Origin of the sequence: Sorangium sp. So ce448 (assembly GCF_051520915.1) — a bacterium.
In the GTDB taxonomy this organism is placed as follows: domain Bacteria; phylum Myxococcota_A; class Polyangia; order Polyangiales; family Polyangiaceae; genus Sorangium; species Sorangium cellulosum_B.
Map to the genome: position 1 here is coordinate 6,721,281 of NZ_CP150343.1, position 22,263 is coordinate 6,743,543.

A 22,263-nucleotide genomic window follows, 5' to 3' on the forward strand; every position below is an offset into this window, starting at 1 on the left:
CGCGACGCCGCAATGACTGGCGCACACGCAATCGAGCTGTAGGAGATCGACGCCACTGGCCTCATCGCCGAACGCACAAGCAGAGTAAAAATGACCGATTCAGAGAAAGAGAACTACGAACGCTCGGGCAGTTTCGTTTATCCTCGGGCTGCCATGGACCGCCGCGCGCAGATCACCGCAACCCCGCTTCATGTGCCCAGCATTCTTGTGGTCCTTGATCCCGCGTGGCCGGCGCTCTTCAGCCTGTGCCTCGCGGTGGCGCCGGGCTGCGGGGTGCTCCTGCACCGCTGCGACGCGGCCACCGCCGCGACGATCGCCGCCGAGCGGCGGCCGCTCGCGATCCTCCTGTCCAACAGCATCTACGCGAGGGATCCCGCCGATTTCGAGGCGCTCGCGCGGGACGTCCATTCGACGCTGCTGCGGCTCGATGAGGAGGTCAGCGAGCGAGAGCTCGAGGCGATGCTGAACGGCGCGCTGCGCGAGACGCGCGAGTTGAACGCGCAGCGCGACGCGGCTCGGCGCGACGAGGGCGGCGGGCGCTACACGATGATCGGGGCGCAGCGCAGCGAGACCTTCGGCCAGAAGGCCGCCTCGAGCGCGGACTCCCGCGCACCGCAGCGGGTGGGCGCGGGCGCGGATCCCCGCCTCGCGCCGCAGGTCCGCGCGAGGTCGACGAGCCAGAGCACGCTGCCGCCGCCATCGGCGCGCTCCGCCGCTCCGCCGTCGGCCCGGGCGCCCCTCGCGAGCCACGCGCTCACGCCGGTGCCTTCGTCGAGCCCGCCGCCTTCGTTCCGCTCCCCCCCCTCGGTGCCCTCCGCGCCGCCGCTGACGCGCACGCAGCCGAGCGCGTACGCGCCGGGCGGGTCGCCATCGGCGCCGCCGCCCTCCGCCCGCTCGCTCCCGGGCCCCGCGCGTGCGTATGCGGAGACCGCCGGGGGCGGCCGCCTGTCGAGCCTGCCTCCATCGTCGCGCCCCGAGCCCCTGTCGAGCCCGCCTCCGTCGATGCGCTCACAGCTCCTGTCGGGTACACCTCCGTCGACGCGCGCGCAGCCGAGCGTGCCGCCGGTCCCCTCGTCGCGCCCTCTGCCAGGGGGCCCTGCGGCGCGTCGGCCCACGCCGACGCCGTCGAGCGCGCCGGCAGGGCCGCCCCCCTCCACGCGCAGCCTGCCGAGCCCGCCGTCCTTGCGCACGATGGCGAGCTCGCCCCCCTCCGTGCGCTCGGTCCCGCCCGGCGTGCCCTCGCGCTCCGAGCCCCCGCCGTCGATCAAGACGATGGGTCCGCTGTCGGCGCGGATGGCTCCGGCGTCCTCGGTGCGCCCCGAGCTGTCGCCGCGCTCCGGCGTCCGAGAGCGGGGCAGCGAGGAGCTAGACGCCGTGTTCGAGGATCAGAAGCTGCCGCTCGACGCGCTCGCACGAGGCAACCGCGGCACCACGACCACGCGCTGAAGCGCGGGCCAGAGCGTTTTCCGCCCCCTCAGCACCATCCAGAGCAGAGCGGCCATCCAGAGCGGAGCGGCAGCAGAGCGGCGGTCTCCCGCACAGGAGACGGGCCCAGATCGGCGTTTTCGGCGCGCAAGCGCACTCCGGTGCGCTGAGCACCGAAAACGTCGAGATGGGCCCGTATCCGAAGCGGGTGACCGTCGCTCTAGCGGGGGCGTGTGAGCCAGGAGATGGTGGAGCCCGCGGCGCGCCCGAGCAGATCGCCCGCGATGTCGAGCAGCGGGGGCGGGGCGGGCGCGCCGAGATCGCGGCCGAGATCGACGAGGATGCGGTCGACGCACTCCATCGCGCTCGAGGCGGCGAGATCCATCCCAGCGCCGCGCCCGCCGGCCGCGCGCCCTGCGAGGTACAGCCCCCGCACGGGCGTGTACACCGCCGGCCGCGCGCGGCCGACCTGGCCAGGCGTCTGCGCCGTCCCCGACGCGAGCTCGCCGCCCGGAGCGCACGCCTCTCCGTCCGGGGATGACCCGTCGACGAAGATCGCCTGGGAGAGCACGCCGGGCACCGCCGCCGACAGCGCGCGCAAGAGCTCGTCGACCGTCGCGCCAGGTCCGCCGCGCGAGGCGCCGCCGCTCGCACCCGGTACGGCGCACGCGCAGAGGAGCTCATGTCCAGGCGGCGCGAGCGACGGGTCGAAGCGCGTCGGCGCGAGGCAGTAGAACGGGAGCGCCGGCGCGCCGGCGCCGCCCGCGAGACCGGCGAGCGCGCCCGCCGGGACGAGCCGCCTGCGCAGCCCGATCTTGACCTCGACCCGCCTCGGCTGGGGCGCGATCGCACGGACGCGCGCCACGTAGGCGTCGGGGAAGTGCGGCTCGCCAACGAGGCCCGACACGGTGCGCAGGAGCCCGGTCGCGCTCACCACGATGCGCGCGGGGAGCGCCGTTCCGTCCTCGAGCTCGACGCCCTGCACGCGACGATCGCGCACCAGCACGCGGCGCACGGTCGCGCCCGTCCACACGGCAGCGCCGAGCTCCCGGGCCAGGCGGCAGAAGACCTCGGGGATCCGCGACGCGCCGCCCTCGGGATAACGCGGCTGGCCGGCGCGGGCGAGCCGGCGCAAGGAGAGCAGCGCCTCGCCCGCAGACGCCTCGGCTCCTGGCAGCAGCAGCGGCAGGCCAAGCAGGCCGCCGAGCCGAGCGGCGGCGGCGGCGCGCGGGATGAAGCGGGCCACGTACGCCTCGGCCGTCACGTCATCACACGCGGCCATATCGACGTCGCGCATCGCCGCCGCGTGCGCGAAGAGACGCGCGGCCCCCGCGGCCTCCAGCGGCGTGAGGTCGAGGCCGCGCGCGAGATCCAGGGCGGTTCCGGCGAGCCGGAGGGGATCTGCCTGCAGAACGACGCGGCGAGCGCGCGCGGCCCCGGCGCGGGCGCCCGTGAAGCAGAGCGCCGCCGGCTCGTCGCTCTGCTGGAAGGTGATGGCGTCGCCCTGGCCCACGCGGCGCAGCACGTCGCCGAGCGGGCCTTGCTCGCCACAGCCGAGCATGTGCGTGACTGTGTCGACGCGGAAGCCGTCCCTCTCGTAAGCGGCAGAGGAGCCGCCCGGGCGGCGCTCCTTCTCGACGAGCAGGGTCGGGATGCCGGCGTGCGCAAGGAGGAGCGCCGCGGCAGCGCCGCCGACGCCAGAGCCGATCACCACCGCGCGCAAGGGAGCCTCGTCCATGAAGTCACGAGAACATACCGCGAAGAGCCCGCGCGGCGCGCGCCGCGCCGCCGGTAGTCACGCGGAAACCGCGCTGGAATCACGCTGGAATCACGCTGGAATCACGCTGGCAGACGTTGGCAGACGCGAGACCACGCGAGACCACGCGAGACCACGCAAGGGGAGGCCGCGGGATGCGAGGGCGCGTAAGTCACGTGGGAAGACGCGGGGCCGCGCGAGGAGACACCGGGCTACGCGGAATCACGCAGGGCAAGGCAGCGCAGCACACCACGACTCGACAAAGCGCCGAGGCGCGCGCCGAGCGTTGACCCTCGAGAGCGGCCCCCCGTAGAGTGTAGCCTTGCAGCCGACGTGCCCGCTATGAAGACCTGCCCGCAGTGCCATCAGCGTTACCCGGCCGACAGCGCCTTCTGCTTCATCGACGGCTCGTCGCTCGTCTCCGAGAAGGATCCCCGCACCGGGGCGTCGATCGCGGGTCGCTACGTCATCGAGCAGGGCCTCGGGATCGGCGGGATGGCCACGGTCTACAGGGCGTACAACAAGCTGATCGGCACCCCGTGCGCCATCAAGATCCTGAACCGCGAGTTCGCGCAGGACACGACGACGCGGGAGCGCTTCCGGCGCGAGGCACGGCACGCGCAGCGGCTCGCGCACCCGAACATCATCGAGATCTTCGATCAGGGCGACACGGACGACGGGCTGCCGTTCCTCGTGATGGAGCTGCTCCAGGGGACGAGCCTCGCCGACGTGGTGGAGCGCAGCCGGGTGCCGCTCGCGCGGGCCCTGCCCATCTGGGTGCAGATGGCGCGCGCCCTCGGCCGAGCGCACGACTTCGACGTCGTGCACCGCGATCTCAAGCCGGAGAACGTGTTCCTGCTGAAGGGCGACTGGGTGAAGCTCCTCGACTTCGGCATCGCCCGCTGCGCGCAGGACGCGCGCCTCACGAACCTCGGCGAGATCTTCGGCACACCGCAGTACATGGCGCCGGAGCGCAGCACGACGATCGACGCGGGCCCCCCGGCGGACCTCTACTCGCTCGGGGTCATCATGTTCGAGATGATCACGCAGCGGCTACCGTTCGACGCCCCGGATCCAGCGAGCTGGATCCTGAAGCACATGAACGAGCAGCCGCCGCACCTCAAGGAGCTCGCCCCGGAGATGCCGGACGCGCTCGACCGCCTCGTCAGCGCCCTGATGGCGAAGGAGCCCTCCGAGCGCCCCGTCGACGCGTACCGCGTGCTCGCGGAGCTCGAGGAGATCGCGGCCGCGAGCCGGATCGCGCTCCCCCCGCCGCCGGAGGCGATGCCGCGCGACTCGGCGGTGCGCTCGAGGGGCGCCGGGCGCGATCCCTGGGTAAGCCGGCTCGAGCTGTTCGAGCGGATGACGGCCCGCGCGTTCGGCGCGTCGGCGCCGGGGGAGATCCAGCGGCAGCTCGAGGCGCTGCGCGGCGTCGTGCGGGAGCACGCCGACCTCCGATCGAGGGCCCTCGACGAGCAGCGGCGCCTCGAGGGCGTCGCCGAGGAGTGGCGCGACGGCCGGATGCAGATCGGGCGGGCGATGGACGCGCTCACGGTCGACGCCTCGCTCACGCGCGAGGAGGCCCGGTCGTTCCGCGCCAGGGTGGCGCCGCTCAGCGCGGCGACGCAGGCGTTCGTCCCCGAGGTGCTGATCGCGCACAAGGAGGCCGTGCGCTGGGAGGGCCGGAGCGGGTTCGCCGAGCCCTACCTCGAGCTCGCCGCCAGCTACCGCAGGCTGGCCGAGCTCGTCGAGGGCTGGTATGCGTCGCGCAAGGCGGACTACGAGGCGGAGAGCGAGGCGATCGCCCGCGAGCACGAGGTGGCCGAGGTGGACGCGCAGATCAAGAAGCTGCGCGAGCGCCTCGAAGAGCTCGACCGGCAGCTCGAGGCGCGGCGCCGGGAGTCCCAGGAGCGCATCGCCGAGATCGGGCGGAGGGTCGATCAGCTCGACGCCGAGCTGCTCCACCTGGCCAGCCGCTTCTGCGCGCCGCTCCGGTCGAAGCCGGAGCTCGGCACGCTCTTCGTGGAGCTCGAGCGGCTCGCCGGCTGATCGCTCTGCTCCGGCGCGCCTCGGGCGCACATCGTGGCGGCGTGTCGCAGGTCGTGGCGCTCCGGCGAGGACTTCCCTTCGGCGCGCGTGGATCCGGCTCGGATGCGCCCCCGAGGAGCTCGACCCGACGGCGCGGCGTTCCTCCGCCGCCTGCCGTCGCGCCGCGCGCCAGCACGGTCGCCGCGCCCCGTGCGTACTAAGCTACCCGCCGTGACGCCCGATCCCGCACCCGAGGCGCGGCGCTCCTCGCCGCCGCGCCCGCCGCGCGCGCCGGGACGCGCGCGCCGCGCTGCGTCCGCCGTCGCGGCGGCGCTCGGGCTCACGCTGACGTTCGCGGGCGCCGCGGCCGTGGGCGTCGCGCTCCACCTCGACACGCCCGCCGCGCGCCGCGTGGCCCGCGACGCCACGAACCGGCTCCTCGGCTCGCTGTTCCAGGGGCGGATCGTCGCTGACGAGATCGACGCGCTCGGCCTGGGCGGCGTGCGGATCCGATCCGCGGTCGCGCTCGATCCACGGGGGAACAAGGTGATCCGCGCGAGCGGCCTCGAGGCGCGCGCCGACGTGCTCGCGATGCTCCGCGGCGCGCTCTTCGGCGCGGGCGCGCTCCGCATCGAGGTCCCGTACATCCGGGTCGAGCAGGCCGACGTGCTGGTCCAGGACAACGGCGCGGGGGGCGTCACCCTCGGCGACACGTTCACGCCGCTGCCGCCGCGAAGCCCGCCCTCGTCCAGGCCCGAGGCGCCTCCGCGCGACGTCGTCGTCGCCCTCTCGCACGTCGAGATCGGGCGCGGGTGGGTCCACGGGCAGCTCGCTCCGCCGCGCGCGCTGGACGCCGATGTCAGCCGGCTGTTCGGGTCGGTGCACGTCGGCCCGGAGGGCGTCGCGGTCGACGTCGATCAGACGGGCCTCGTGGATCGCGCCTTCCTGCCGGCCAGGACGGCGGGCACGGCGAACTACCACCTCCGCGCCGGGGACAAGGTCCGGATGTGGAGCAGCTTCGCCGGTCGGCTCGCCGACGTCGAGATCACCGCGCGGGCCGTGCTCGACGAGGAGCACCTCGAGGCGCAGGCGAGCGTCCCCCGCGCCACGCCGGAGCAGCTGCGGAGCCTCCTCCCGGATCACCCCCTCACCGAGCCGATCTCCGCGCGCGTGGCCCTGGACGGCCACCTCCCGCAGCTCGACGTGGTGGCCTCTGCCTCGGCGGACCCTGCCGGCCCGGCGGGCGGCGGCCTCGCCCTCACCGGGCGGCTCGACGTGACGGGGCCCGTGCGGCTCGACGCGGAGGTCCAGGCGCGCGACGTCGATCTGCGACTCTTCGGCGTGCGCCTCTCGCCCGACACGGCGAGCGGCGCGGCGCCCGCCCCGGCCGGCGCGGCGCCCGCCCCGGCCGCGCCCGCCCGGCGCCGCGGCGTACCCACCCTGACCCACGCCGCGCCCGCCCTGCCCCGCGTTGCGCCCGCGCGGCTCGGTGCTGCCGCGGCGAAGCCCGCGCCGGATCGCGGCTCCGAGCCGGCGCCCTTGATCACCGCGGACGGCCGGGTGCACGTCGAGCTCGGCGACCTGCTCCGGCTCTCCGTCGAGGCGCGGACCGAGCCCACCGCGCTGCTCGGGCAGCGCGTGCCGGCGGCGGACGTCCACCTCGTGCTCGACCGCGGCGAGCTCCACGCGCGCGTGCACCTCCACGAGCCGGGCGCTCCGATCGACGCCGCCGTCTCGCTCCTGCCGGGCGGCCAGGGCCTCCGCTTCGCGGCGACGGCCGACATCCCGGCGTTTGCCGCGGCGCCGCGCCTCGCCGGGCCCGTCGACGGCGCCGGCCGCGTGCGCGTCGAGGGGAGCCTGCGCGGGGGAGCGCTCGACGCGCGCGTCGAAGGTGCGTTCGCCGGGCTCCGGGTCGGCCAGGACGTCGCGCTCGCCAGCGCGCGCGTCGCGGGGCGGGTCTCCGGGCCGCTCGACGCGCTCTCGATCGACGCCTCGCTCTCCGGGAAGGAGGCGCTCGCCGGCGGCCACACGGTCGACGAGGTCACCGCGCAGATCTCCGGCCCGCTCACCTCGCCGAAGCTCCGCGCGACGCTCACCGACGGCGACGACTCCCTGAGCGCCTCCGCGCGGCTGGCCACCACTCCCCTCGCCCTCCGCGACGTCGAGCTCCAGCTGAAGCGCGACGGCGCCGCGGTCGCGGGGAAAGTCACGGCGATCACCTCCTCGGCCGGCGGGCTCTCCGTCGAGGGGCTCGATCTCTCCTCGGCCGAGCTCGGCTCGCTGAAGGGCCGGCTCGCGGTGCGGGGCGACGACGTGACCGGGCGCCTCCGGGGCGACGGCATCGACGTCGGCCGCGTGGCCCGGATCCTCGGGATCCCGATCCGCGTGCGCGGGCGCGCGGAGGTCGACGTCGCGCTCGATCGGGACCGCGAGACCGGTCGCTCGGGCCACGTACGGATCGGCCTTGCGGGGGGCGAGGTCGCGTTCCTGTCCGGCATCTCGGCGCAGCTCACGGCGAGCTTCGAGCGCGACCAGGTCAAGGCCGACGGGTCCGTGCGCATCGACGCGAAATCGCCGCAATCGAAGGGGAACGGCGGGCAGCCGCCGAACGGCGCGTGGAACGACGCCCTGCCGCGGTGCGCCGGCACCCTCGCGAGCGTGCGTGTGTCCGGCGCCGAGGGCACGCTGGAAGGGCCCCTCCTGCGCGCGAAGACCTGGACCGCCCTGGTCGGGAAGGCCGAGGTCGCCGCGAACGACTGGGACCTCGGCTGCCTCGCGCAGCTCATGCCGATCGGGCACATCGTGAGCGAGGTGCGCGGCAAGCTCACGGCCCGCTTCGGGGTGTCGCGCGCCGCCGGCGAGCCGTTGCCTTCGCTGCACGACGTGCTCGTGCGGACGCACGGCCTCGCGCTCGCCGGTCCTCATCGGCTGGGCGACGAGCGCCCGGCCTGGGAGTCGCACTTCGTCGACGCGCAGCTCAAGGGCTCGTTCAGCGGCGCGACCGGCAAGGCGGACGCCGCGCTGACCCTGTACGACGGCGGGCTGCTCGCCGACGTCTCCGGCGCGCTCGAGCTCGATCTCGAGGCGCTCACGGGGCCGCCCGCGGCCCTTTGGCCGTCGCTCCTGCGCTCGCCCATCGCCGTGCACGCCTCCGTCCCGCGGCGCGGGATGGACCAGCTCACCACGCTGCCCTCGTTCGTGCGCGAGGCGCTCCCGCCGCTCGCCGGCGAGGTGCGGATCGACGCGTACGCAAGCGGCACGATCGAGCGTCCGTTCCTGACGGCGCGCACCCTCTGGTGGGGCTTGACCTATGCGCCGCCGGGCGCCTCGAGCGCGACGGATCTCCTTTTCCCCACCGATCTCGACGCGTGGCTCACGTACGACAGCGAGAAGGCCACGCTGGACGCGCACGTCACGCGCGGCGCGGCCGAGATCGCGACCGTGAGCGCCGAGGTGCTCGCGCCGCTCGAGCGCCTGCTCGCGGACGCCCCGGCGCGCGCGCTCAAAGGCGCGCCTCCGCCCCCGGCGTGGACGGGCTCCCTCCGCGCGACGCTGCGCGAGGTCCCGCTCGGCGAGATCCCCCTGCTCGCCGACAGCGGCATTGCCGGGCGCATGAGCGGCGAGATCGAGATGCGCGGCCTCAACATCGCGCCGTCGCTCAGGGCGCGCCTTACGGTGCCGGGCGTCACGCTCGGGAGCGATCTCGCCTTCGAGCGCGGCGTGCTCGCGCTGCGGATCGACCCGATGCGCGAGGCCGGGCGCGGGAACCTCCGCGTCACCGAGCTCGCCCTCGAGGGCCGGCGCGGCGGCAAGATCCGCGCGAACGCCTTCGCGAGCGTGCGCTTCCGCGGCGGGTTCATCCCGGTCCTCGACGGCGAGCGCACGGACCTCGCCATCTCCGCGGAGCGCTTCCGGCTCGCGGCGCTCCAGCCGCTGGTCGGCGGCCTGCTGAGCAAGGTCGATGGGACGCTAAACGGCGATCTCCGCGTCGAGCTCGGCGGCCCCTCCGACGCGGACGGCAACCTCCGCGCCCAGCTGGAGGTCACGGACGGCGTCGTGCACATCCCGGAGCTCGGGCAGGAGCTGCGCGACGTGGCCGCCCGCATCACGGCCGAGGACGGCGTCCTCCGGATCCAGGGCTTCCGCGCGGCGGGCACGACCGGGATGGCGCAGGGCTGGGCCCTGTTCCGGCTCGCCGGGCTTTCGCTGCGCGACGGCGCCGGGGCGCTGACCATCGCCGAGGACCAGGCCCTCCCGCTCACGCTCGAGGGGGTGCCGCTCGGGACCGCCTCCGGGGCGCTGTCGTTCATCGCGGAGAAGAAGCCGGGCGAGCTCGCTCTGTACGCGACGGTCCCCACGCTCCGCGTCTCGCTGCCGGCGACGAGCAGCCGCGACGTCCAGCCGCTCGGCGACAACCCCGACATCTCCGTCTCGCAGCCGCTCGGGCCGGAGAAGCAGCGGCGCGCGGCGGACGCGCTCCGCTACTCCGTGGCGTTCGACGTGCGCGACGCGTTCGTCAGCGGCGCGGGGCTAAGGCTGCGCCTGCAGAGCGCCGAGGACGCGCCGCCGCGCGTCGTGATCGGAGAGGACACGCGGGTGTCGGGCGGCATCGTGGTCACGCGGGGCGAGCTCGAGATCTACGGCAAGGCGTTCGAGATCGAGGGCGGGCGCGTGCGCCTGCGCGAGGAGGACGCGTCGAACCCGCACCTGAACGTCACGGCGCACTGGGACGCCCCCGACGGCACGCGCATCCACGTCGCCTTCAACGGCAACCTCCGGCCCATCACCGACAGGTCGCTGCGCTTCACCTCGAGCCCGCCGAGCTCGCAGCAGGACATCCTCGCGCGGCTCCTGTTCGGCGCCGATTTCTCGGAGGGCGCGCAGGCCGCGGGCTCCCAGACGCCCGCGGGCCTCGCGGCCGGCGGCGTCGCGGCGTCGGTCGGCAGCGAGATCGCGTCGGCGCAGTTCAACGCGCTGCTGAGCGGCATCGCGCCGCTGCGCGGGCTGACGACGCGGTTCGGGACGACGTCCGAGGGCGCGCTGCGGACGAGCCTGGTCTACCGGCTGAGCGACAACCTGACGGCGCAGGCCACCTTCGAGGAAGGCGCGCAGCAGCGCGCCGCGACGGGGGGATCGAGCGGGCCGACCCCTGGCGGGACGGCGAGCGAGCGCGGCACGCAGACCGAGGTCACCATCGACTGGCGCTTCAGCGAGCACTGGACGCTCCGCGGCACGGTGGGCGTCGACGCGCGCCAGGCGACCTCGGGCATGCTCGACCTGCTCTGGCAGTACCGGTACTGAGCCGAGCGCGGCCACCTCGGCCCCGCGCCACGGCGATCCCTCCCGGGATCTCCGGCGCGCGGGGCTAGCGCGCGGCCCGCGGGGGCAGCGTGACCTCGCGCCCACCGACGAAGAGCGTGGGCGGCTCGGCCTCGACGAGCAGCGGAGCGAGCTGCGTCTGCGCGTGGCGCGAGAAGCGCGCCTCGAGCGCGCCGCTCCGGGCGCGCGCGTACACGACGCCGTCCTCGCCGACGGAGAGCGTCGCCGGATCGAGCGGCTCCTCCGTGCCGTCGAACAGGAGCAGCGAGACCGCGCCGCCCTCGCCGATCCGGAGCGCGTCGACGAAGAGCGGCGCGTCGTCGACCTGGAAGTAACACCAGTCGTAGCCGTTCGTGAGGATCGGCCGGCCGTCGTCCGGGTGCCGCCCGATCCAGGACCGGAGCCCGCGCTCGATCGCCGGATGGTCGACCCGGGCGCCGTCGTGCCAGAAACGGCCCTCGCGATCGAGCCGGATCGAGCTCTCGCGGGAGGTCCCTGGGGGCGGCGCGAAGCGGAAGAAATCGGGATGGTCGCCGGGTTTCATGGGTCACCTCGCAGGAGAGATGCGGCCCGGCGCGGTGAATCGCAAGGAGCGCAAGGAGCGCAAGGAGCGCGGGCAGCCCGCGACGGGGAGTACTATAGCGGGCCCATGGGAGCCCAGACGGTAGAGGTCGGCACGGACGAGCACCTGCGCGCGACGCGGGCGTACTACGACGAGTTCTCGGCGCGCTACGACGCCCGGCGCGGAGGGCGCGATCCCGGGGGCTACCACGACCTCGTCGACGCGCTCGAGGTCGACTTCGTGCGCCGCTTCGGCGAGGGCCGCGACGTGCTCGAGGTGGGGTGTGGGACCGGGCTCCTGCTCGCGCGGATCGGCGCGTTCGCGCGCGCCGCGCGCGGGGTCGATCTCTCGCCCGGCATGCTCGAGCGCGCCCGGGAGCGCGGGCTCGACGTCGTGGAGGGGAGCGCGACCGACCTGCCGTTCGCCGACGAGAGCTTCGACGTCGCGTGCTCGTTCAAGGTGCTCGCCCACGTGGAGGACGTCCGTCGCGCGCTGTCGGAGATGGCGCGCGTGGTGCGGCCCGGCGGGCACGTGATCGCCGAGTTCTACAACCCCTACAGCCTGCGCGGGCTCGTGAAGCGGCTCGGCCCGGCGGGCGCCATCAGCGACAGGACCCGGGAGAGCGCCGTCTTCACGCGCTTCGACGCGCCGAGCGCCGCCGCCGCCCTGATGCCGGACGGCGTGCGCGTCGTCGCCTCGCGCGGGGTGCGCATCGTGACGCCGTTCGCGGCCGTGATGCGCGTGCCGGGCCTCGGGCGCCTCCTGCACAGGGCGGAGTGGGCGCTGTGCGACACGCCGCTCGCGCAGCTCGGCGGGTTCTGGATCGCCGCCGCGCGGAAGGCGTGACCCGCGCGGCGCCCCCGGTCAGAACCGTCCGGTGAGCCCCGCGACCATGCCGCCGGGGACCACGGAGATCGTCGGCGCGGCGGTGAAGCTCGGCGGCGGCGGCGGCACGGGGCGCGTCCGGAAGGAGATCCGCTCGGGGACGAACGTGATCTGCGCGTGGGCGATCCCGGCCGCGACGAGCGTCGCGAACGCCCCGAAGGCCACGCGGTTGACGGCGGCGGCGGTCCCGATACGGCTGTTCAGCGCGTCGATGTCGACGCTCTGCCCCGAGGGCCTCTGCGAGATGTCGACGTTCTCGTAGCTGGCCAGCGCGATCGCCGAGACGATCGAGGTCCCGCCGGCGACGGCCTGGCTCACCAGGAAGAACCAGCCGAGCCCCTCGTCGTCGTTCTGGAACTGCCCCACCCCGAAGGGCAGCATCGCGGTCCAGCGGGAGTTCTGCGCCACGACCCGCTCGCGCCCGGCGAGGTGATGGAGCTCGGAGACCCAGCGGCGCTCGTCCTCGCGGCCCCGCTCGACCCGCAGCCGCGCCGCGCGCTGCGCCTCGGCCTTCTGCCGCGTCACCTCCTCGATGCGCGCCCGGATGCGCGCCCGGACCGCGGTGAACCGATCGATGACCTCGGGCTGGAACACCGCCGGGTTCGGCGAGTACACCGGGTTGTCGAGGAGGATCTTCTCGATGTACGCCTCGGCCTCGCTCGTGCGCCGCAGCGCCACGAGCGCCGCGGCGGCGAGGCCGCGCGCCCGCTCGACCAGGCCGGGCTCGGAGATCCTGCACGGCTTGCCCTCCGCCTCGATCGGGCCGCGCTCGCAGGGCGCGTTCGCGGGATCGAGCATCGCCGCGAAGCGGCTCACGGCCTCCTCGTAGTGCCCGGCGTCGAAGCGCGTCTTGGCGAGCTCGAACTGCTGCACGTCGTCGGCGCGCGCCGGCGCCGCGAAGCAGAGCGCGAGGGCGGCGGCGGCCGCCGCCGCGAGGCGCCGCGGCGCGCGCAGGGCGCGGCGGCCCCCGACCGATGGGAAGCGAGCGCCGGGAGATCTCCTGCCTGGAGTTCGCGCAGCCATGCGGAAGGGGTGCGCCGTGATGTAGCGGAGTTTGGACGGGGATGCTGAGAATTCCGGAGCGGACGCCACAATGACGGCAATGCCGTCAGCCGGACGGCCAGGAAACCGTGTTCGGCTCGCCGGCCACCAGCGTCACGTTGCCGACGCGCGGCGCGGCCTCCGGCGTCGCGGGCGTGAAGAGGCAGCTCCCGCTCCAGGACACGTCGTTCAAGGTCACGGCCTGCGGGGTGCCGGCGTAGCCGATCAGGCCGATCTGCGGGCACGCGACCTGCGCGCTCGGCGGCGCGCCGCTCAGGACGACCGTGCTGGGCAGGATCTCCAGCTTGTGGATGATCCGCTGCGGCGCGGAGACGCCGGGCTTCGGCGCCACGACCGAGATGACGCCCGCGTACGGCTTGCAGCACCGCGAGGTCGGCACGCTGATGTGAACGGTGTGTGTGCCGATCTTGAGGGGCGTGACCTTGTTCGCGCCGAACCAGCTGATCTCGACGCCATCGAGCACCAGCCTGGCGCCGCTCGGGACGATCTGGAAGACGACGTCGCGCACCGCCGGAACGTCCTCCGTCGGCGCGGCCGAGGGCGGGATGTGCGGCAACGGTGGCCGCGCGCGGGGCCGCGGCGCGCTCGCGACCTCCCTGGCGCTCGGCGCGACCGCGCGCACGTTCGGCGACGGGATGAGGGCGTCGATGGGCGTCGGCGACGTCGAGGGCGTCGTCGGCGGCTCGGCCGCCGCGAGCGCGTCCCCGTCCACCGGCGGCGGGTCACGGAGCGCGCGGGCGATCGTGAACGCGGCGAGGCCGAGCGCCACCGACCCGAGCGCGACGAGCAGCGCGCGCAGCGCGAGCTTCTGCCGGTTGCGGCTCGCGTTCAGCTTCGCGAGCCGCTTGAGGATGGCGAGGTCGTTCGGCGCGAGGGCCAGCGCCCGGTTGTAGTCGGCGGCCGCGCCGGGCACGTCGCCGCGCTTGCGGCCGGCCTCCGCGCGCGCCACGAGGCACGGGACGAGCCGCGCGACGTGCCGCTCGGCGTAGCCTGCCGGGTCGGCGAAGTAGGCGGCGAGCTCGGCGCGCGGCTCCGCGATCCCGAGCGCCGTGAGCTCGGCCCTGATCTGATCCGCGAGCGCGCGAGGGGTCGCCGGGCGGGCGGCGATGTCGTGCGCGAGGGCGCCCGCCACGATCCGGCTCCAGCGCGCGCCCACGGTGGCTCGCTCGCGCTCGGCCTCCGGGTAGATCCCCTCGAGCACCTTGCGGAGCACCTGCGCCGGGTTCTTGCCCTCGAACGGCAGGTGCCCGACGAGACACTCGTAGAAGAGCACCCCGAGCGCGAACACGTCGGTGCGCGCGTCGACCTCGCCGCCCTCGATCTGCTCCGGCGCCATGTGCGCCGGAGAGCCGAGCACCTGCCCCGTCGACGTGACGCCCTGAGCGTCGAGGATCTTGGCGATGCCGAAGTCGGTGAGCTTGATCACCACGCTCGCGCCGTCCCGGCTCTCGCCGGCGCGGTCGGAGGGCAGCTCGACGAGCACGTTCTCCGGCTTCACGTCGCGGTGGATGATCCCCGACGCGTGCGCGTGCTCCAGCGCGTCGCAGAGCTCGAGCACCACCGCGGCGCCGATCTCGGCCGGCATCTCGCGGTGGGCGCCCAGGATCTTGCGCAGCGTGGCGCCGCGGAGCAGCTCGACGACGAGGTAGCGCTCGCGGTCCTGCTCGCTGGAGACGTCGTACACCTCGACGATGCCGGGGTGGCGCAGCTTCGCCGCCGCGCGCGCCTCGGCGACGAAGCGGGTGCCGACCTCCGCGTTCTCCCGGAGGTGCTTGTGGATGATCTTGACGGCGACATCGCGGCGGAGCCGCGGGTCGCGGGCGCGGTAGACCGTGGCCATCCCGCCGTGGCCTATCTCCTCGATCAGCTCGTATTTCTCGAGCTTCGGGAGGACTTCTGCGCCCGCGTTTCTGGAGAGGGATTCCTGCTCGCCCGACGAGCCCCTATCGCGGGCGGGCAGGCTCATTCAACGACCTTCACCCGAATCGTGTTGGTCGACCCCGAGACGCCGACAGGAGCGCCGAAGATGGTGACGAGCTTGTCGCCCGGCGAGACGAGGCCGTTCGCAAGCAGGTACCCGGTGGCGCGCTCGATCATCTCGTCCGAGTTCCGGAGCGCGTCGACGGGGAACGGCACCACGCCCCAGAGCAGCGCGAGCCGCCGGCGCGTCGTGTCGTTCGGCGAGAAGGCGACGATCGGCACCACGGGGCGCGCCTTCGACGCGTACCGCGCGGTGAGGCCGCTCTCGGTGAACGCGATGATGAGCTTCGCGCCGATGTCCTTCGCGATGTCGCACGCGGCGCGCGCGGTCGCCTCGGGGACGTTGGCGCGCTGGCCGGGCTGCTCGCTCGAGAGATACCGGTAGAACGAGCTCTGCTCGGCCTCGGTGACGATGCGGGCCATCATCCGCACGACGAGCGGCGGGTGCGCGCCGGTCGCGGTCTCCTGCGAGAGCATGACCGCGTCGGTGCCGTCGAAGACGGCCGTCGCCACGTCGCTCGCCTCGGCGCGCGTCGGGCGCGTCGCGGTCACCATCGACTGGAGCATCTCGGTCGCGACGATGACCGGCTTCTGGTGCACGCGCGCGAGGCCGAGGATCTCGCGCTGGATGATCGGCACCCGCTCCGGGTTGAACTCCACGCCGAGGTCGCCGCGCGCCACCATGACCCCGTCCGAGGCGAGGATGATCGACTCGAGGTTGTCGATGGCGCCTGGCGTCTCGATCTTGGAGACGATCGGCGTCGGGCGACCCCAGGCCTCGCAGATGTCGCGCACGTGCCGGACCTCGTCCGCGTTGCGGACGAACGAGAGGGCGACGTAGTCAACCCCCTGCGCAAGGCCAAAGCTGAGGTCGGCCTTGTCCTTCTCGGTCAGCGCGGAGATGCGCACACGCCTGGCGGGCAGGTGCACGCCGACGCGATCGCGCAGGCGTCCGCCCTGCGTCACGCCGGCCTGGACGCGGTCCCCGTCGACCTTGGTGACGGTGACCACGACGCGGCCGTCGTCGATCAGGACGACGTCGCCCGGCTGCAGGTCGGACGCGAGCCCCTCGTAGAGGATCGGGATCTCGCCGGGCGTGGCGACTGGGCTGTCCCTGTTCGCTTCGATCAGGGTGACCGAAGCCCCGTCAGACACCTCGAAGGTGTTGCCGGGGAAGCGACCGGCTCGGATCTTCGGGCCGCAGAGGTCCTGCAGGATAGCCACAGGCTTCCCGCATGCCTCCGCAGCCGCACGGACCGTGGCGATTGCTTTGCCATGATCCTCATGCGAGCCGTGTGAGAAGTTGAGTCGAGCGACATCCATACCGGCGCGGATGAGCTGCTCCAGCGTCGTTTGAGAGTCACACGAAGGGCCAATGGTACAGACGATTTTCGCTCTGCGTACGAGCACGGGCGGAGCATGCCACGAGCAGGGGTCGCGACACTACCCTGATTGTGAACGGGCCATGCGGACTTCACCGGATTCCAACAAAGCAGCTGGGAGATGAGCCGCTGCGCGGCGCGGCGCACGCGCGCGTCAACGCAGCAGCGGAGCGCGGCGTCCGGCCGTGCGCAGCAGCGACCCGCGCGCACGGCCGCGGATCGCTGCGAATCGGAGATCTCTCGGAGGGGGAGTGAGCGGCGGGACGGCTCGGGCGCGCGCCGCAGCGCGGCATGAGGTCCCGCCTTGAGGTCTTGTGACTAGGAGCGGCGCTCTCGGCGCTCGCGCGGCGGTCCGCCACGATCGCGCTCCATGCCGGGCCGCGATCCGCGATCGCCGCCGCGATCGCCGCCTCGCCCGCCCGGCCCATCGCGCCGCGGCGGCGGGCCGGCGTCGCGCGCCTGCGCCATGCGCTCGCGCGCCCGATCGCCCTCTTCGCCTTCCGGGAGCGGGAGGAGCTCGCGCCGGCTCAGCCGGATCTTCCCCTCGCGATCGACGCTCAGCACCTTCACGTCGAGCGAATCTCCCTCCTTGAGGACGTCCTCGACGCGCTCGACGCGCGTGTGGGCCATCTCCGAGATGTGCAGCAGGCCGTCGGTGTTCGGGAGGATCTCGACGAACGCGCCGAAGTCGGTGATGCGCTTGACCGTCCCCTTGTAGGTCGCGCCGACCTCGGGCTCGGCCGTCAGGCCCTTGATGATGTCAAGCGCCCTCTTCACCGCGTCGGAGTCGGCCGACGCGACGTTCACCGTGCCGTCGTCCTCGACGTCGATCGCGACGCCGGTCTGATCGACGATGCCCTTGATGGTCTTGCCGCCGGGGCCGATGATCAGCCGGATCTGGTCGGGCTTCACGCGCACCGTGGTGATCCGTGGCGCGTACTGGCTGAGCTCGGGCCGCGTGGTCGGCAGCGTCTCGAGCATCTTGCCCAGGATGTGGAGCCGCCCCTCGCGCGCCTGATCCAGCGCCTGCGCCAGGATCTGCCGGCTCAGGCCCGCGATCTTGATGTCCATCTGGATCGCGGTCACGCCGCGCGCCGTGCCGCAGACCTTGAAGTCCATGTCGCCGAGGTGATCTTCGTCGCCGAGGATGTCCGAGAGCACCGCGTAGCGCTGGCCCTCCATGATGAGGCCCATCGCGATGCCCGCGACGGGCGACTTGATCGGCACGCCCGCGTCCATGAGCGAGAGGCACCCGCCGCAGACGGCCGCCATCGACGACGAGCCGTTCGACTCGAGCGTCTCCGACACGATGCGGATCGTGTACGGGAACTGATCCGGCGCCGGGATCATCCGGGAGAGCGCGCGCTCGGCGAGCGCGCCGTGGCCGATCTCGCGCCGGCCGGGGCCGCGCAGCGGCTTCGTCTCGCCCGTCGAGAAGGGGGGGAAGTTGTAGTGGAGGTAGAAGCGCTTCCACGTCTCCCCCATCAGGCCGTCGATCTTCTGCTCGTCGGTCGAGGTGCCGAGCGTCGTCGTGACGATCGCCTGCGTCTCGCCGCGCTGGAACAGGGCGCTGCCGTGCACGCGCGGGAGCAGGCCGACCTCGCACATGATCGGCCGGATGCTCCTGCCGTCGCGGCCGTCGATGCGCTTGCCCTCCTCGGTCACGTAGGTGCGGACGACGTGCGCCTTGCGCTCCTCGAACTCCGCCTTCACGAGCCCCTGGATGGGCAGGAGCTTCTCGGCGCCGAGCTCTGCGCTCAGCGTCTCGGTCAGCTTCTTCTTGAGCACGCTGTAGCCGTCGTAGCGCGCCTTCTTGTCGGTCACCTTCGTCGCGGCCTTCAGGTCCTCGTCGACGATCTGGGCGACGCGCCGCTTGATCTCGTCCGGCAGCGCCGGCGCGACGAACTCGCGCTTCGGCTTGCCCACCGCGGCGCGCATCTTCTCGATCAGATCGATCACCGGCTGCGCGGTCTCGTGCGCGAACATCAGCGCGTCGATGATCTCCGCCTCGGTCGCCTCCGCGGCGCCGCCCTCGACCATCACGATCGCGTCGCGCGAGCAGGCGACGACGAGGTCGATGTCGCAGCGCTCGATGTCGGCGACCGTGGGGTACGCCACGAACTCGCCGTCGAGCCGGCCCACGCGCACGCCCACGACCGGCCCGTGCCAGGGGATGTCCGAGATGTGCAGCGCGGCGCTCGCCCCCGTCAGCGCGAGGACGTCCGCCTTGTTCTGCTTGTCGCTGGAGAGGACGGTCGCGATGATCTGCGTGTCCCGCTTGAAGCCCTCCGGGAAGAGGGGGCGGAGCGGGCGATCCATGAGGCGGCTCGAGAGGATCTCCTCCTCGCGCTGTCGCGCCTCGCGTTTGAAGAAGCCGCCGGGGATCTTGCCGGCGGCGTACGTCTTCTCGACGAACTCGCAGGTGAGGGGGAAGAAGTCGAGGCCCGGCCGCTCGTCTTGCGAGACGGCGGTCACGAGCACCATCGTATCGCCGTAGGTGACGAGCACGGCCCCGTGGGCCTGCTTGGCCAGGCGGCCGGTCTCGAGGGTGAGGGCACGGCCGCCCACCATGACGGATTCACGAACGAACATTGGGATTTCAGCTCTCTCTCGCGCGATCGCGAGGCCGCTGCGTGCGGCGCTACGCCGAGCGCGAGGGGCTGCTCTTCTTCCTCGGTTCCTGCGCAGGAGCCGACCTGCTGCGCACGAAGCGAAGACGAAGACGCGCGGAGCCCGCGCTCGGGAACGGCGAGGCCCGATCGCCCCGCCGGTCCGTGGTCAATGAGTGACCTCCTTAGAGCGTCCGCTCCACTCTCGCCAGCGCAAAACGCAGGCGTTCAGGGGTGCGTCCCGCAAAACTCCCGAACGGAAGGGACCGGAACGGCCGCGCGCGCAGGGGCGCCTGTGCAGAAAGGCGCGCGCGGAGCCGCGGATGAGGCAGACCGCGCGCGTGCGGACCGCGAGCAGGGCCGATCCCACGCGGACGAGCCGCTGGGGGGAACCGCCGGTGGTGGGGTGAAGCAGCAGGTGGGACAGACAGGCCCAGCGGGCCGACAGCAGGCGGGGTCACCTGCCCTCGCGCAGCGCGGGCGTGCGACGCACGCCTCGCGCCGGGACCTCGGGCCTGATTCGGCCCGAGGATCGCGCGTTACTTGCGGAGGTTGAGGCGGCTGATGAGGCCGCGGTAGCGCTCGATGTCGACGCGCTTCAGGTAGTCGAGCTGCCGACGGCGCTGGCTCACCAGCTTCAGCAGGCCGCGGCGGGAGTGGTGGTCCTTCTGGTGCGTGCGGAAGTGCTCCTGCAGCTGGTTGATCCGCTCGCTGAGGAGGGCGATCTGGACCTCCGGCGACCCGGTGTCGCCGTCGTGGATCGCGTACTTCTGGATGATGTCCGTCTTCTGAACCGAGTGCAGCATGGCTGGCTCTCCATGGCCCTGCCGGTGCGCTACCGAGCGTCCGGGCCGGCTCGTCTTCTCCGAAAACGGAAGAACGGGACCGGCGGCTGGCCAAGTGACGCCTGAAGGTGAGCCCCGCGCCCGTAGTGGCGGGAGCCCGCGAAGTTCAGGCCAGTGAGCTGAGGAGCGCGCGAGTATACGCAGGTGCCTCGGTCCGTCAACGCGGTCGACGCGGGCCGCGCGATTTGTCACCCCCAGAACGGCCGATTGGTTACCCTCGGTCGGCGATGCCCGGCACCATGCGGCCCCCCGACGAAGCCTCCCGACCGCAGTCGGACGCGCGCGGCTCGCAGTCGGACCTTCATATCGCGAACGCGATGACGAGCCTCTCCTCTTCCGCTTCCGCCACGGCGCTCCCGACCTCCGGGAGCGACAACTCGACCCCCAAGGTCTGCCCCACCTGCGGGGTCCGGTACCCGGCCGAGTTCAGGGTTTGCCCGCGCGACGCCGCGACGCTCGATGAGTCGGAGGACGACGCGCTCCGCGACGACCTCGTCGGCAAGACGCTCAACGAGACGTACACGGTCGTGCGCGTCGTCGGCGAGGGCGGCATGGGGCGCGTCTACGAGGCGCGCCACACGCGGATCTCCAGCAAGCGGTTCGCCATCAAGATGCTGCACCCGGAGTTCGCGCGGCAGCCCCAGGTGATCTCGCGCTTCCAGCGCGAGGCCGAGGCCGCGGCCGCGGTGCAGAGCCCGTACGTCGTCACCGTCTTCGACGTCCACCGCACCGCGGAGGGCCGGCCGTTCCTCGTGAACGAGTTCCTCGAAGGCAGGGAGCTCGCCGACTACCTCAACGAGGCCGGCAAGATGAAGACCGGCCCCGCCGTGCGCATCGTCCGGCAGATCTGCAAGGCGCTCGCCGCGGCCCACGCGAAGGGCGTGGTGCACCGCGACATGAAGCCGGAGAACGTGTTCCTCACCGGCGACCTCGCGATGCCGACGGCCAAGGTGATCGACTTCGGCATCTCCAAGGTCGACGACGCGCCGGGCGCCGCGCTCACGCAGACCGGCATGATCATGGGCACGCCCTCGTACATGGCGCCGGAGCAGGCCCGCGGCGAGCGCGTCGATCACCGTGCGGACATCTACGCCGTCGGCGCGATCCTCTACTGCGCCCTCACCGGCAGCCGCCCGTTCGACCGCAACGATCCGACCGCGACGCTCACAGCGGTCCTCACCGAGGACCCGCCCCGCCCGCGCTCGCTCGAGCCGAGCATCCCCGAGCCGCTCGAGATGATCATCCAGCGGGCCATGGCGAAGGAGCCCGGCCATCGGTACCAGACGATGGAGGAGCTCGACGCGGAGCTCGCGCTCTACGACACCAGCGAGGCCGAGCCCAAGGAGCTCGACGCCCCCGGGTCGCCCGGGCCGCGCGTGTCGATGCCGTCGGCGCCGCGCGTGGCGCCGACGATGCAGCTCCGCCAGGCGCAGCAGGTGAGCATGGCGAGGCCGCTCATCCTGCTGCTCTTCGCGCTCGGCCTCTTCTGGGTCGCCGGCAGCCTGGTCACGCTCGTCACCGCGATCATCCGCCTTTCGCGCGGCGGCCAGGTGACCGACAACCTGACGGGCCTCGAGGCCGTCCTGCTCGCGTCCGGGATCGGCTTCGCGCTGATCACCCCCGCGCTGATCAGCGCGAGCCACGTGCGCAAGACCGTCTGGAACAACAGCATGAAGGCGGTCGATCTGGCCGACAACCTGCGCCGGCCGATCGTGGTCGGCCTGTGCGCGTACGGCTTCGCGTCGCTGCTCGTCCGGGTTGTGGAGGCCGTCGTCCTCCGGCGCGCGGCCGGCGTCGCGTGGCCCATGTGGGACGTCGTGCTGTTCGCGGTCGGCGCTGTCGGCGCCGCCGGCGCGTACCTCTTGCTCCGCAGCGAGAGCCGCTAGCTCCGCCCTACCGCCGTCCGTCGAGCCACGCCTGGAGCAGCAGCGCCGCCGCCGCGCCGTCGACGCGCTCCTTGCTCTTCCGCCCCGAGACGCCCCCGTCGCGCAGCCGCCGTGCCGCCTCGACCGTCGTCAGCCGCTCGTCGACGAGCTCCACCTCGACGCCGGCCGCGTCCGCCAGCGCCTGCGCGAAGGCCACCGCCCGCCGCGCGGCGGGCCCCTCGTCCCCGTTCATCTCGAGCGGCAGCCCCACGAGGAACCGGGTGAGGCCTTCGTCCCGAGCGAGCGCCGCAAGGGCCTCCAGGAGCGCCTTCCGGTTTCGCCCGTCGAGCAGCGGCCGCGGGTGCGCGTAGAGCCCGAGCTCGTCGGTCACCGCCACGCCCACGCGGGCCTTCCCAAGATCGATCGCCGCAGCGCGTGTCTTCGCCTTCGCCATGCCTCTGGAAAGACCCCATAGTCCTCGGGCGACGCGCCGGCGAGACCCGAGCGTAACCCGGAAGCATCCGACCGGCTTGACCCGCTCGCCA

General features: G+C 73.4%; 13 protein-coding genes. 5 read left to right on the forward strand and 8 right to left on the reverse strand.

Annotated elements, in window-relative coordinates; translation table 11 throughout:
- Positions 1 to 153 precede the first annotated feature (153 nt).
- Positions 154 to 1,446 (forward strand): hypothetical protein, encoded by a 1,293-nt coding sequence (locus tag WMF45_RS25325; RefSeq protein ID WP_437719389.1) that lies wholly within the window; start codon positions 154 to 156, stop codon positions 1,444 to 1,446.
- A gap of 199 nt (positions 1,447 to 1,645) precedes the next feature.
- Here WMF45_RS25325 and WMF45_RS25330 read toward each other — a convergent pair whose 3' ends face one another.
- On the reverse strand, positions 1,646 to 3,163 hold the full coding sequence (locus tag WMF45_RS25330; RefSeq protein WP_437719390.1) for a phytoene desaturase family protein: 1,518 nt from the start codon (positions 3,161 to 3,163) through the stop codon (positions 1,646 to 1,648).
- 360 nt (positions 3,164 to 3,523) lie between these two features.
- Here WMF45_RS25330 and WMF45_RS25335 point away from each other — a divergent pair, with 360 nt between their 5' ends.
- Positions 3,524 to 5,230 (forward strand): protein kinase domain-containing protein, encoded by a 1,707-nt coding sequence (locus WMF45_RS25335; protein WP_437719391.1) that lies wholly within the window; start codon positions 3,524 to 3,526, stop codon positions 5,228 to 5,230.
- A 210-nt stretch (positions 5,231 to 5,440) separates the two neighbouring features.
- On the forward strand, positions 5,441 to 10,510 hold the full coding sequence (locus tag WMF45_RS25340) for a translocation/assembly module TamB domain-containing protein (protein ID WP_437719392.1): 5,070 nt from the start codon (positions 5,441 to 5,443) through the stop codon (positions 10,508 to 10,510).
- A 64-nt stretch (positions 10,511 to 10,574) separates the two neighbouring features.
- On the opposite strand, the gene WMF45_RS25345 is transcribed toward WMF45_RS25340, so the two are convergent.
- On the reverse strand, positions 10,575 to 11,072 hold the full coding sequence (locus WMF45_RS25345; protein WP_437719393.1) for a hypothetical protein: 498 nt from the start codon (positions 11,070 to 11,072) through the stop codon (positions 10,575 to 10,577).
- Between the two features lie 105 nt (positions 11,073 to 11,177).
- Here WMF45_RS25345 and WMF45_RS25350 point away from each other — a divergent pair, with 105 nt between their 5' ends.
- Complete coding sequence (locus WMF45_RS25350) at positions 11,178 to 11,936, forward strand: class I SAM-dependent methyltransferase (RefSeq protein ID WP_437719394.1); 759 nt, start codon at positions 11,178 to 11,180, stop codon at positions 11,934 to 11,936.
- Positions 11,937 to 11,954: 18 nt separating this feature from the next.
- Here WMF45_RS25350 and WMF45_RS25355 read toward each other — a convergent pair whose 3' ends face one another.
- The 5 genes from WMF45_RS25355 to rpsO form a co-directional block, all read right to left on the reverse strand.
- Entirely contained in the window at positions 11,955 to 12,998 is a 1,044-nt protein-coding gene (locus tag WMF45_RS25355; RefSeq protein WP_437719395.1) for a hypothetical protein, read from the reverse strand.
- 85 nt (positions 12,999 to 13,083) lie between these two features.
- Positions 13,084 to 15,003 (reverse strand): serine/threonine-protein kinase, encoded by a 1,920-nt coding sequence (locus tag WMF45_RS25360; protein WP_437719396.1) that lies wholly within the window; start codon positions 15,001 to 15,003, stop codon positions 13,084 to 13,086.
- Positions 15,000 to 16,427, reverse strand: a complete 1,428-nt coding sequence (gene pyk / locus WMF45_RS25365) for a pyruvate kinase (protein WP_437719397.1) — start codon at positions 16,425 to 16,427, stop codon at positions 15,000 to 15,002. Before pyk ends, WMF45_RS25360 begins: the two co-directional genes overlap by 4 nt.
- Before the next feature lie 290 nt (positions 16,428 to 16,717).
- Positions 16,718 to 18,991: a polyribonucleotide nucleotidyltransferase gene (gene pnp / locus WMF45_RS25370; RefSeq protein WP_437719398.1), complete on the reverse strand. Its 2,274-nt coding sequence runs from the start codon at positions 18,989 to 18,991 to the stop codon at positions 16,718 to 16,720.
- A 556-nt stretch (positions 18,992 to 19,547) separates the two neighbouring features.
- Positions 19,548 to 19,814 (reverse strand): 30S ribosomal protein S15, encoded by a 267-nt coding sequence (gene rpsO / locus WMF45_RS25375; protein ID WP_272093461.1) that lies wholly within the window; start codon positions 19,812 to 19,814, stop codon positions 19,548 to 19,550.
- A gap of 356 nt (positions 19,815 to 20,170) precedes the next feature.
- Between rpsO and WMF45_RS25380 the strand changes: the two genes are divergently transcribed.
- Positions 20,171 to 21,739: a serine/threonine-protein kinase gene (locus WMF45_RS25380; RefSeq protein WP_437719399.1), complete on the forward strand. Its 1,569-nt coding sequence runs from the start codon at positions 20,171 to 20,173 to the stop codon at positions 21,737 to 21,739.
- A 7-nt stretch (positions 21,740 to 21,746) separates the two neighbouring features.
- On the opposite strand, the gene ruvX is transcribed toward WMF45_RS25380, so the two are convergent.
- Positions 21,747 to 22,172: a Holliday junction resolvase RuvX gene (gene ruvX, locus WMF45_RS25385; protein WP_437719400.1), complete on the reverse strand. Its 426-nt coding sequence runs from the start codon at positions 22,170 to 22,172 to the stop codon at positions 21,747 to 21,749.
- Positions 22,173 to 22,263: the final 91 nt, after the last annotated feature.